Consider the following 11,945-nt stretch of genomic DNA (forward strand, 5'->3'; position numbering starts at 1 on the left):
ACAATTATACGGACTCAACTATTCATTAACTCTTTTCTTCGTTTGTTCAATACCGTGAAACAATCTACTTCGATATATATGTTTCATGTTTTATTATGAACTCGGGGTGTGTTACATACTCCATGTAATTTACCGCTCCATTAAAATCCAAATAAGCCTGATAGCGAGCACGAATAGCTGGATGTGTAATGAAATCAAGAACTTTATCTTTCGCCACCCAGCGGCTATCGGTTGTTTCTTCAGTGACAGCTAACAACTCCCCACCAACGGGTTTACATACGAAATCAAATATAACTTGCGTAGGAACATCCGTCACGCCATCATACCATTTAAAAATCCCTGTATTCGAGCTTACACCAACTAAATAGCTAACTGAAGCGTCAATTCCGCTTTCCTCTTTGATTTCACGAACCAAAGCATCTATCAGATTTTCACCAACTTCCACTTGCCCACCAGGGCAAACCCAACCACCGTCACGAGTTTTTACTAAAAGGATATTTCCTTGCCCGTCTTCCACATATCCTCCTGCTGATACGATGTGCGTTGGAAATGGCATATATTACAACCTCCTTATGCGGTATCGTTTGTATAATTATTCTATTCGCACTTTCCTGCTGGTTTAGTTCAGTGGAGTAATAATTGATTTCCATAATTAATTTTATCCTTATTTTGTAATTGACTCAATAGCAACAATTTTTCGAAAACAGCGTTTTCTTTTTTGGCGAAAAGTTGCTTGTCGATTTGGCGTCCTCGACCGTGTCGTTGACAAAAGCCATATCTTGGTTCTTGGCATTCATACGGGTAGTTCCTTTATAGTTGTTTTTGTGGGATTGGTTTTCCATTGCCGTCACCTCCTTGTCCGGACGTAGTATTCCCGGCGGGAGATACGGCATTCCGCGCGAATGCGCGGCAGGACATCCAGGGAGGCGATCGATGTGCCGCACAAAGCGAAAAAGGTGAAAATCCGGGCGGTCCGGCTGCTGGCGGTTGCCGCGCTGCTGGCGGCGGCGGTGGCGCTGGCGGCCGCCTGTTCCAATGAAAGGCAAGAGAGCCCGGCAAGCGGCGATAAATCGGGAGGGAGTCATACGGAGGCCGCCGTTCGGGCCGGCGATGCGAAGGAGTGGCTGGACAAAGCGGCCGCTTCGTTCAAAGGCGTGGACGTTTTCGGCATCGATATGAAGCTGGACCAGCGGCTGACGACGGACGGGCAGACGTCCGAGCTTGTCATAGCCAATGAGGGCAACGTGTCGATCGAGCCGCTTGTCATGAGGCAGACGGTCGAATCGACGTTTGACGGCCAGACGGATAAGCTCGCTGCGTATTTGACGCCGGACGGTTACTTTACACAGGACCTAGTAACCGGCGAGTGGAGCCGGATGGACGAATCGGAGCTGCCGAAAATCAAGGCGTCGATGTCCGACTATCAAATCGCGCCCGCCGATCAGATGAAGCGGCTTGCCCGACATGCCGCCGCGTTCTCGGCGACGAAAGATGATGAAGGGAACGTCGTGCTCGCTTACGAAGGCGACGGCGCGGGAGAGGACGCCCGCGCGCTGCTGATCGACGTTCTGACCGTTACGCTGGGAGGAGGCGCGCTCCCGGAAGGGGTCGAGGACAGCATCGAGACCGAAACGATGAGTTACCGGATCGTGCTCGACCCGGACACCGCGCGTCCGGTAACGGTCGATGTGACCGCCGATCTGACGCTCGAATTCGAGCCGGGCCATCCGTCGAAGCTGACGCAGACGATGAGCGTCCGGTACGATGACTGGGGAGAACCGTTCGAGGCGGACGTGCCGGACGAAGCGAAGCGGGCGCCGGAGGTCATCATTCCGGACGCCGAAACGATGGAAGAGCTGGAGAAGCTGTTGGAGGAATAGGCGGCCGGACATTAGCGGCCGGTCATAGCGATGCATGATTAGCTGTTGTGCGTTAGCGGCCGCACGCCCGGTCTTTCGCTCACCCTGTTCTTCGAGTATAATGGCGAAAGACCATGTCATGTTAGAGGAGTGTTTTCGTCATGCCACTTTCTTGTGGAATCGTCGGATTGCCGAACGTAGGCAAGTCGACCTTGTTTAATGCGATTACGCAGGCAGGGGCCGAATCTGCCAACTATCCGTTCTGCACCATCGATCCGAACGTCGGCGTCGTGGAAGTGCCTGACGAGCGGCTGAACAAGCTGACCGAGATCGTGAAGCCGAACCGGACGGTACCGACGGCTTTCGAATTCGTCGATATTGCCGGCCTGGTCGCCGGGGCGAGCAAAGGCGAAGGGCTCGGCAACAAGTTTCTGGCCCATATCCGCGAAGTCGACGCCATCGTGCATGTCGTCCGCTGCTTCCGCGACGATAATATTACGCATGTGGCGGGAAGGGTCGACCCGCTCAGCGACATCCAGACGATCAATCTGGAGCTGATTCTGGCCGATCTGGATACGGTCGAGAAGCGTATGGAGCGGACCCGCAAAAGCATGAAGGGCGGGGACAAGAAACCGGCCCAGGAGCTGGCGGTGCTGGAGAGGCTCAAGGAGGCGCTGTACAACGACAAGCCGGCGCGCAGCGTAGAGCTGTCCGACGAGGAGCGGCTGGTCGTCCGCGACCTGCATCTGCTTACGATGAAGCCGGTGCTGTATGCCGCGAACGTCAGCGAATCGGAGGCGGCCGATGCGGACAACAATCCGTTCGTGCAGCAAGTCCGCGAGTTCGCGGCGGCGGAAGGAGCCGAAGTCGTGCCGATCAGCGCCCGGGTGGAGGCCGAAATTGCCGAGCTGGACGGCGATGACAAGAAGCTGTTTCTCGAAGAGCTGGGACTAGCGGAATCGGGCCTGAACCGGCTGATCAAAGCGGCGTACAAGCTGCTCGGACTGTATACGTATTTCACCGCCGGGGTGCAGGAAGTGCGCGCCTGGACGATTCGCAAGGGCACCAAGGCGCCGCAGGCGGCAGGCGTTATCCACAGCGACTTCGAGCGCGGCTTTATCCGCGCGGAGGTCGTCTCCTATGACGATCTCGTTGCCGCGGGTTCGATGAACGCGGTGCGCGAGCGAGGCCAGCTTCGCCTCGAAGGCAAAGATTACGTCGTCCAGGACGGCGACATTATGCATTTCCGCTTCAACGTCTAAAACCGAACAAGGCCGGCTTCCCGCTGCGGAAGCCGGCCTTGCCGTTTCCGACTGTCCGTATCGCCTGCGGCAGGTTTGTGGTATAATGGAGAGACGACATTTTTGCAGAAAACTTAGGGGTGAAATACGGTGTTGGACCGTTTACAATCGTTGGCCGACCGGTATGAGAAGCTCAGCGAGCTGCTGTGCGATCCGGATGTAGCAAACGATCCGAAGCGTCTGCGGGAGTATTCCAAGGAGCAGTCGGATCTGCAGGAAGCTTACACGGCCTATACGGAATATAAAGAGGTGCTGGCGCAGCTCGACGATGCCAAAGCGATGCTGGGCGAGAAGCTCGACGACGAGATGCGCGAGATGGTCAAGCTGGAAATCGAGGAGCTGACCGCCCGCCGTGCGGCGCTGGAAGAGCGCATTCGCGTGCTGATGCTGCCGAAGGACCCGAACGATGACAAAAATGTCATTATCGAGATCCGCGGCGCGGCGGGCGGGGACGAGGCGGCGCTGTTCGCGGCCGATCTGTACCGGATGTACACCAAATACGCCGACTCCCAGGGCTGGCGCGTCGAGCTGCTGGAAGCGAACGAGAGCGACCTGGGCGGCTTCAAGGAAGTTATTTTCATGGTGTCCGGCAAAGGCGCTTACAGCAAGCTGAAATTCGAAAGCGGCGCCCACCGGGTGCAGCGGGTGCCGGTTACGGAATCCGGCGGCCGCATTCATACGTCGACCTCGACGGTGGCGGTCATGCCCGAGGTGGAAGAGATCGAGGTCGAAATTCTGGACAAAGACATTCGCATCGATACGTTCTGTTCGAGCGGCGCCGGCGGCCAGTCCGTCAACACGACGAAGTCGGCGGTGCGCGTCACGCATATCCCGACCGGCATCGTGGCGACATGCCAGGACGGCAAATCGCAGAACGACAACAAGGCCAAGGCGCTGCAGGTGCTGCGGGCTCGCATCTACGACATGCGCCGGCAGGAGGAAGAAGCGAAATACGCGGGCGAGCGCAAAAGCAAGGTCGGAACGGGCGACCGGAGCGAGCGGATCCGCACGTACAATTTTCCGCAGAGCCGGGTGACCGATCACCGGATCGGCCTGACGCTGCACAAGCTCGACGCGATCATGAACGGCGAGCTGGATGAAATTATTAACGCGCTGACGCTGACGGAGCAGGCGGAGCTGCTCGAGCAGAGCGTGTGAACCGTCGAAGCGGGGCGCGGCGCTGCAGAGACATGACAAAACAGAACGGTGCCCGGGAGGAACAGGGATGAGCCAGTTTAGGACGGCGCCGGGGACGACGATTGGGGAAGCCTGCATGCAGGCTTCCTCGTTTTTGGCGTCATGCGGCGTGGAGGAGGCGCGCGCGAATGCGGAGCGGCTGCTCATGCATCTGCTGGGAGCGACGCGCGCGGAGCTGCTGCGGGATTGGCGGGAGCCGTTCCCGCAGGAAGAAGCCGCCCGCTGGGAGCGACTCGTCGCGCGCAAGGCGGCCGGCGAGCCAGTGCAATATATCGCGGGCGAGCAATGGTTTTACGGCCTGGCGTTCACGGTGACGCCGGCCGTGCTGATTCCGCGCCCCGAGACGGAATTGCTCGTCGAGGCGGTGCTGGAGGCGGCCGATGCATGCTGGCCGCCTGCGCAGGCCGCGCGCCCGGGCGATGCGCCGGGCGGCGCGGCGATCGTGCCGACGGTGGCCGACGTCGGCACGGGCAGCGGCGCCATCGCCGTGACGCTGGCGGTGCAGCGTCCGCGCTGGCGCGTATGCGCGTCCGACCTGTCGGCGGACGCGCTTGCGGTCGCCCGCACGAACGCGGAGCGCCACAACGTCGCGTCGCGCATAGCGTTCGTGCAGGGCGACCTGCTCGCGCCGTTCGTCGGGCGCGAGGGAACGCGGCGGGCGCGCGGAGATGAACGCCCGCCCGCCGCAGGCCTGGGGATCGACGTATTGGTGTCGAACCCGCCGTACATCCCGTCCGGCGACCTGCCCGGCCTGCAGCGAGAGGTGCGCGATTACGAGCCGCGTCTCGCGCTCGACGGCGGAGACGACGGTCTGACGCCCTACCGCCGCATGATCGGCATGCTGCCGCAGCTCGCCCGCATTCCGCGCATCGTCGCCTTCGAGCTCGGCCTGGGTCAAGCCCCGGAGGTGGCCGGCATGCTGCGCCGGTTCGGCGCATGGGACGAGATCCGGATCGTGCGCGACTATGCTGGCATCGAGCGCCATGTGCTGGCCGTCCGGCATAGCGATGACGGGAGCTGACACTCCCGGACAAGGTCCGCAGCAGAACGGCGGCAACAGGGCGGAACCGCATAAAGATGGCGCAAAACAGATCGGCCGTTCGTCAGCCGGCCTTTGGCGGCGGTTTGCCGTACGGCCGGCAGCGGAAAGCCGAATCTACTTTCTTTTTTTCCGAATGATAGTTTAGAAGACAGGTTAGCCGGAAATAATGACGGATAGAAACGTTCCGGAACGCAAGCTGATGCACCGACGGGTGCGCGAGAGGGGCTTGTGTTGGATGATCCGCCATTATCGTTATCCTTTTCGGTTATCCTATCTGTATCTGTTCGTCACACTGTGCGTGCTCGTCATGAGTTGGGAGACGCAGCGGACCGACGCTGCCGTTGCGGACGCCGCCATTCCCGAGCAGTCGATTCGGCTGCGCATATTGGCCAATTCGGATTCCGCCGCCGATCAGGCGGTCAAGCGGCATGTCCGCGATGCCGTCGTGGAAGCGATGAACGGCTGGGTGTCCGGCCCGCAGACGATCGGGGAAGCGCGTGCCGAGATCCGGTCGCGGATGGCGGACATCGAACGAATCGTCGAAGCCGAATTGAGAAGCCGCGGCTTTGCTTACGGATTTCGCGCGGAGCTGGCCGTCGTGCCGTTTCCGACCAAAATTTACGGCAAGCGGGTTTACCCGGCCGGCGATTACGAGGCGCTGCGCATCACGCTGGGCGAAGGGCAAGGGCAAAACTGGTGGTGCGTGCTGTTTCCGCCGCTCTGCTTCGTGGACAGCGTGACCGGAGAAGCGACCGCCGCTTCGGCGACCGCGGACGGCTCCGTCTCTTCCATGGAAGACCGGGGCGAAGCCGCCGGCGCGCAAACGCCGGAAGCCCGTTTCTTCCTGTGGGAATTGATCCAATCGATACTGTCGTTTATTCGCAGCTTGTTCGTCTAAACAGAATAGCAAGCCGCTTGAAGCTGTCCCGGAGGTTGGGTAAACCTGCGGGGCGGCTTTTTTTGTCTCAGACGGCTGGTAAAAAAGTTTTCCAGGCAGGCCTTTCCCGCGATTTTATCGAATTACCAGTAACATGACTTGTGAATGATCATAAGTAGAGCATGATTTTCCCATCGTTCCGACAGCACTTCGAAGCCGTCCTGCAACCGATTTGCAAGCGCTATCATTTTTTGCCGAAAGCAAAGTCTTTGCCGGTTTAAGAAAAAGCGATCTCAAACCGGTGCTTCGGCGTGCCGAAAAATAACCGCTCGAGGAGGTTTTCCCTTGAAAAAGTCTTTGTTGCTGTTCGTGTATGGATTACTGACGTTGGCCTTTTTGCTTTTTCTTTGGCAATACGGCATCCGGAACAGCGGAGAGGACGGCCTTGGCGAGCCGTCCGACGGTCTGGTCGGCGACGTGGAGGAGCAGTACGTGATGGTGACGTTTCAGTCGAATATCGACTATTGGCGGCCCGTCATGAAAGGGTTCGAGGATGCAGCCGCAAAGCTGAATGTCGCGGTCGATTTCCGGGGGGCGACGCAGTACGATCCGATCGAACAAATTACGGTGCTTGAACAGGTAATTGCCAGAAAGCCGGCCGGAATCGCCGTCACGGCGATCGATCCGGAAAAGCTGAACGAAGCGATCGGCAAGGCGGCGAAGGCGGGCATTCCGCTTGTGCTGTTCGATTCGGGAGCGGAAGGAAGCGGCGCGCAGTCCTTTGTCGGAACGGACAACTACCGCGCCGGGGCCGTCGCCGCCCGCGAATTGGCCAGGCGACTCAGCGGCCGTGGAACCGTCGCGGTCATTACGCAGCCGAACCAGTTGAACCACCGGCAGCGGACCGAAGGTTTCCAGGACACGATCGCCAAGGAGTTTTCCGGCTTAAGCATTGTGGAGGTGGCTGACGGGAAAGGGACGATCGACGCCTCCAGGCAAGCGGCCGAAGACATCGTCGCGCGCCATCCGGAACTCGACGGCTTCTTCGCCACGCAAGCCAATGGCGGCGTCGGCATCGGCCAGGCGATGAAGAAGCTGAAGCTGCCTAGCCGCAAGATCGTCATCGGCTTCGATACGGACAAGGGAACGCTGGACATGGTCAAGGACGGGACGATCGACGCCACGCTCGCGCAAGGCACCTGGAATATGGGCTACTGGTCGCTGCTGGGTCTGTTTCATCTGCGGCACGGGATTGTCCAGCCGAGCAGCGAGGAGAAAGGCGGCGTTCACCCGCTCCCTCCCTTTATCGATACCGGCATTACGATCGTCACCCAAGACAACGTCGAGCTTTTTTACGCCAGGTAGACGGGAAAGGAACGGGAAGATATGAACGGATATGAAGGTGTCCCTTTTTTCCAGCGTTTGCAGATGAAGCTTTGCCGATCCGCTACAAGCTGCTTATTCATTTTCTGTTCATCACGATCGTCCCGTCGCTGATGCTCGGCGTCCTGACGGACTGGGTCGTCAATCGGGTCATCGAACGGCAATTGAACGAAAATACGCTGCAGCTCATCGCGAAAGTGAACAAGTCGCTCGAATTTTACATGAGCAGCGCCCAAAACACGACCTATCTCCTTTCCTACAACCCGGAAATTCGCCGGTTTCTGAGCCGGGAACCGCTGGATGCGGCCGCCAGAGAGAAAGCGCTGCAATTTTTGCGCGGCTTTCCGACGCTGCAGACCGAAATCGCCGGACTTATGGTCGTCAACGCGAGAGGGGAGTATTTGAGCAACGACATGTACGCCAAAGCTCCGGGAGATCTGACGCTGGAGACATGGTACCAGGAGGCGGTGGCCGCAAGAGGCATATTCAAAATCGTCGGCCATCCGTACAAGCGGAGCGTGACGACGCACGCCAACTACAAGGACAGCGAAGTCGTGTCCGCCGTCAGGGCGATTCTGGACCCGGAGACGCAGAAGGTACTGGGCGTCGTATTAATCGACCTGAAGCTGCGGGTTGTCGCGGAGACGGCGAAGGATGTTCGCTTGGGCAAAACGGGGGTGCTGATGGTGCTGGACGAAAAAGGCGATCCGATTTATGTGCCGAAGCAGCTCGGGTTTCAAAACATTCCGAACCAATGGCTGAACGGGCAGCTGTCCGGCGAATTCGTGAAATCGGTTAACGGGCGAAAGCTGCAGTTTATTTTCCGGAAATCCCCGTTTACGGGCTGGTCGACGATCGGCGTGTTTTCGACGAAAGAGGCGGCGCCGGAAGCGCGGCGGATCCGTCTGTATGTCGGAACGTTCGTGTTCGTGGTCTGTTTCCTCGGCATAACGGCTTCATTCGCACTGTCGCATTCCATCTCAAGGCCGATTCATCGATTGATGACGTTTATGCAGCGGGCGGAGGCAGGCGACTTGACGACGCGTTATTGGGGGGACAGCCGGGATGAAATCGGGATGCTTGGCCGCAGCTACACGAGCCTGCTGACCAAAATCAACGATTTGCTGCAATTGACCGAGAAGCAGGAAAAGCAGAAACGGGAAGCGGAGCTCCGCATTTTGCAGGCGCAGATCAAACCTCATTTTCTTTACAATACGCTCGATACGATCCAGTGGATGGCGCGCAAGCAGGGGGCGGAGGATGTCTCCGAGATGGTGCAGTCGCTGTCCCGCCTGTTCCGGATCGGGCTGAGCAAAGGAAACGAATTCGTCCCGCTTGCCGAGGAGTTCGAACATGTCCGCAGCTATTTGCAAATCCAGAAGCAGCGGTACAAAAACAAACTGCAGTATACGCTCGATCTCGATCCGAACATTGCCCATTGCTTCGTGCCGAAGGTCATCCTCCAGCCGATTGTGGAAAACGCCATTTACCACGGTATCAAGGAACGGAGAGGGCCGGGAAGCGTCGCGGTCAAAGGCGAGCGGCAGGGAGACCGCATTGTGCTGACGGTCGCCGACGATGGCGCGGGAATGGACGAGGAGAGGCTAGGAAACATTCGCCGCAAGCTGGATCGCGGGACGGACGCGCAAATGGAAACGTCAGGTTCCGGGTACGGGCTGGCCAATGTGCAGGCGCGGCTTAAACTGACTTACGGCGCGGAAGCGGCCGATCTGTTCATCGAGAGCGAACGCGGGAAAGGCACGACGGTCAAACTGGTCTACCCGCTGACGGAGGAGGAATGACCTGTGAATGGATATAAATGGAAGGTTATTATCGCTGACGACGAACCGATCATTCGCGAAGGGCTGCGGGATGCCGTCGATTGGGACGAAATGGATTTTGCCGTGGCCGGCGAAGCGGAGGACGGCGAAGAGGCGCTGGAGCTGGCGCTTGCATGCAGAGCGGATCTGATGCTCGTGGACTTGAATATGCCGATCATGAACGGCATGGCGCTCATTCAGGAAGTCAGGCGTGAGCTGCCGGACTGCCGGATCGTCATCGTGACGGGGCATGACGAGTTCGGTTATGCGCAGCAAGCGATTCGTTACGGTGTGGACGATTATATTTTGAAGCCGGCAACCCCGGAGCAGCTTGCCGAAGTGCTGCACGGCATCCGGGATCAGCTGGAGCGTTCCCGGACGCAGGAGAAGCATCTGAAGCTGGCGTCGCAGCAAATTCGCAAAAACATTCCGCTGCTGCGCGAACGGTTCTGCCACGAATGGATCGAGAACGCGATCAGCGTTCAGGAAGTCGAAGAGCAGCTCCGTTTTTTGCTGCTGCCCGACTCGCCGCCGGCGATGGTCGGGATCGTACGCTGGCCGGAAGTGGATTTGGGGCAGTCCGTCCGCTCGGAACGCGACCGGCAGCTTATGCTGTTTGCGATCGAAAATATCGCCGAAGAACTGATCGCCCCGTCCCCGCACGTGCTGTTCCGCGATGCTTTCGGATTCATCTGCGCTATCGTATGGGAATCATCCGATACCGCTTTGTTCGCTTCGGTCGAGCAAGCGGTCGTCCGCTATCTGAAGCTGCACGTGGTGGCGCAGGCCGTACCGGTGGAAGGCGGCTTTCGGGGAGTGGAGTCCGCCTATCGGAAAGCACGGGGAGGCGTATACAAGGAAACGTCGATCTCGCCGGTCGTTCGCAGGGCGCGGCAATATTTGCGCGACCATTATGACGATCCGCAGCTGTCGCTGGAACGAGTGGCGAAGGCGGTCGGGGTGTCTTCCGTCTATTTAAGCCGCCTGTTCAAGCAAGAGCTCGGCACAACGTTCGTCGCATTGCTGACGCAGATTCGTATTTCGAAAGCGATCCAGCTGCTCGGGTCGACAGCGCGCAGCATCGCGGACATTGCGGAAGCGGTCGGTTACGAATCGCAGCACTATTTCAGCACGGCGTTCAAAAAAGCGGTAGGCGTATCGCCGAACCGTTACCGGAAAGGCGAAGCCGCCGACGAGGATGCATAAGGAAAGCTATATTTTCTTAAAAAGGTGTCGTTTTAGTCGAAAGACGATGGAAGCGCTGCCATGATAAAGTTTTCTCAGTCAAAACGAAAGGGGAGTTTTGAAGTGAAGAAAACATTACCGGCAGTATGGATCATCGCGCTCGTACTCGTACTCGCGCTCGCCGCTTGCGGAAGCGGCCATGACGGCGGCGCTCAAGGGACCGCTTCGGACGGCTCTTCCGGCGGCAAGAGCGGCGGCAAGGGCACCATCGGGATTGCGATGCCGACCAAGTCGTCGGAACGGTGGGTGAACGACGGCGCCAACATGGTGAAGGAGTTCGAGGCGCTCGGCTACTCGACGGACCTTCAATACGGCGAAGACATTATCGAAAACCAGGTTTCCCAGATCGAAAACATGATCACCAAAGGCGTCAAGCTGCTTGTCATTGCTTCCATTGACGGAGAAGCGCTTACGGACGTCATTCAGAAGGCGGCCGATCAGAATATTCCGGTCATCGCTTACGACCGGTTGATCAAGAAAACCGAGCATGTCAGCTATTACGCCACGTTCGACAATTTCAAGGTCGGCGTGCTGCAAGGCTCTTATATCGAAGAAAAGCTTGGCCTGAAAGAAGGAAAAGGGCCGTTCAACATCGAGCTGTTCGCCGGATCGCCGGACGACAACAATGCGTACTTCTTCTTCGACGGGGCGCTGAGCGTGCTTCAGCCGTATATCGATTCCGGCAAGCTGGTCGTCCGCAGCGGACAGACGAAGTTCGAACAGGCAGCCACGCTGCGCTGGGACGGCGGCGTTGCGCAATCCCGGATGGATAACCTGCTCAGCGCCAACTACACCGCGGAACGGGTCGACGCGGTCCTGTCCCCGTATGACGGCATCTCGATCGGCATTCTGTCCTCTCTCAAAGGCGTAGGCTACGGTTCCGCCGACAAGCCGTTGCCGATCATCACCGGCCAGGATGCGGAGCTGGCTTCCGTCAAGTCGATTATCGCCGGCGAGCAGACGCAAACGGTGTTCAAGGATACCCGGGAGCTGGCCAAAGTCGCCGTCAAAATGGCCGATGCGATTCTGAACGGCCAGACGCCGGAAGTCAACGACGAGAAGACGTACGACAACGGCGTCAAAATCGTCCCCTCCTACCTGCTCACGCCAGTATCCGTGGACCAATCCAACTACAAGGAAGCGCTTGTCGACACGGGTTACTATACCGAAGACCAATTGAAATAATGCAGGAAGCTGCGGGCCGGGGTTATTTCCGGCCCC

11 protein-coding genes are annotated in these 11,945 nt (G+C 58.5%); 9 read left to right on the forward strand and 2 right to left on the reverse strand.

The window, feature by feature from the left end; all coding sequences use genetic code 11:
- Positions 1-64 precede the first annotated feature (64 nt).
- The gene (locus ABEV74_RS07530) at positions 65-556 is read right to left on the reverse strand and encodes an NUDIX hydrolase (RefSeq protein WP_430144815.1); all 492 of its coding nucleotides are present in this window, start codon (positions 554-556) and stop codon (positions 65-67) included.
- A gap of 124 nt (positions 557-680) precedes the next feature.
- The gene (locus ABEV74_RS07535) at positions 681-842 is read right to left on the reverse strand and encodes a hypothetical protein (RefSeq protein WP_430144817.1); all 162 of its coding nucleotides are present in this window, start codon (positions 840-842) and stop codon (positions 681-683) included.
- Positions 843-935: 93 nt separating this feature from the next.
- Here ABEV74_RS07535 and ABEV74_RS07540 point away from each other — a divergent pair, with 93 nt between their 5' ends.
- The 9 genes from ABEV74_RS07540 to chvE all read left to right on the forward strand — a co-directional run bounded on the left by ABEV74_RS07540 (position 936) and on the right by chvE (position 11,909).
- Positions 936-1,880, forward strand: coding sequence for a DUF6612 family protein (locus ABEV74_RS07540; RefSeq protein WP_430144820.1), 945 nt, complete (start codon positions 936-938; stop codon positions 1,878-1,880).
- A gap of 140 nt (positions 1,881-2,020) precedes the next feature.
- Entirely contained in the window at positions 2,021-3,121 is a 1,101-nt protein-coding gene (ychF, locus tag ABEV74_RS07545) for a redox-regulated ATPase YchF (protein ID WP_430144822.1), read from the forward strand.
- A gap of 129 nt (positions 3,122-3,250) precedes the next feature.
- Complete coding sequence (prfA, locus tag ABEV74_RS07550) at positions 3,251-4,318, forward strand: peptide chain release factor 1 (RefSeq protein ID WP_062490083.1); 1,068 nt, start codon at positions 3,251-3,253, stop codon at positions 4,316-4,318.
- Positions 4,319-4,385: 67 nt separating this feature from the next.
- On the forward strand, positions 4,386-5,378 hold the full coding sequence (gene prmC, locus ABEV74_RS07555) for a peptide chain release factor N(5)-glutamine methyltransferase (RefSeq protein WP_062490085.1): 993 nt from the start codon (positions 4,386-4,388) through the stop codon (positions 5,376-5,378).
- Between the two features lie 187 nt (positions 5,379-5,565).
- Positions 5,566-6,297, forward strand: coding sequence for a stage II sporulation protein R (gene spoIIR / locus ABEV74_RS07560; protein WP_430144826.1), 732 nt, complete (start codon positions 5,566-5,568; stop codon positions 6,295-6,297).
- A gap of 324 nt (positions 6,298-6,621) precedes the next feature.
- Complete coding sequence (locus ABEV74_RS07565) at positions 6,622-7,641, forward strand: substrate-binding domain-containing protein (RefSeq protein ID WP_430144828.1); 1,020 nt, start codon at positions 6,622-6,624, stop codon at positions 7,639-7,641.
- Positions 7,642-7,712: 71 nt separating this feature from the next.
- A complete protein-coding gene (locus ABEV74_RS07570; protein ID WP_430144829.1) occupies positions 7,713-9,461 on the forward strand; it encodes a cache domain-containing sensor histidine kinase in 1,749 nt (582 codons plus the stop codon).
- 3 nt (positions 9,462-9,464) lie between these two features.
- Positions 9,465-10,685, forward strand: coding sequence for a response regulator (locus ABEV74_RS07575; protein WP_430144832.1), 1,221 nt, complete (start codon positions 9,465-9,467; stop codon positions 10,683-10,685).
- A 102-nt stretch (positions 10,686-10,787) separates the two neighbouring features.
- A complete protein-coding gene (gene chvE, locus ABEV74_RS07580) occupies positions 10,788-11,909 on the forward strand; it encodes a multiple monosaccharide ABC transporter substrate-binding protein (RefSeq protein ID WP_430144835.1) in 1,122 nt (373 codons plus the stop codon).
- Positions 11,910-11,945 lie beyond the last annotated feature (36 nt).

Source organism: Paenibacillus cisolokensis, assembly GCF_050481165.1.
Lineage (GTDB): Bacteria > Bacillota > Bacilli > Paenibacillales > Paenibacillaceae > Paenibacillus_AH > Paenibacillus_AH cisolokensis.

Excerpts from the sequence above, each read along its gene's own strand:
- spoIIR (WP_430144826.1), top strand. The coding sequence starts at position 5,566 with ATGACGGATAGAAACGTTCCGGAACGCAAGCTGATGCACCGACGGGTG.
- ABEV74_RS07530 (WP_430144815.1), bottom strand. The coding sequence starts at position 556 with ATGCCATTTCCAACGCACATCGTATCAGCAGGAGGATATGTGGAAGAC.
- ychF (WP_430144822.1), top strand. The coding sequence starts at position 2,021 with ATGCCACTTTCTTGTGGAATCGTCGGATTGCCGAACGTAGGCAAGTCG.
- ABEV74_RS07535 (WP_430144817.1), bottom strand. The coding sequence starts at position 842 with ATGGAAAACCAATCCCACAAAAACAACTATAAAGGAACTACCCGTATG.
- prmC (WP_062490085.1), top strand. The coding sequence starts at position 4,386 with ATGAGCCAGTTTAGGACGGCGCCGGGGACGACGATTGGGGAAGCCTGC.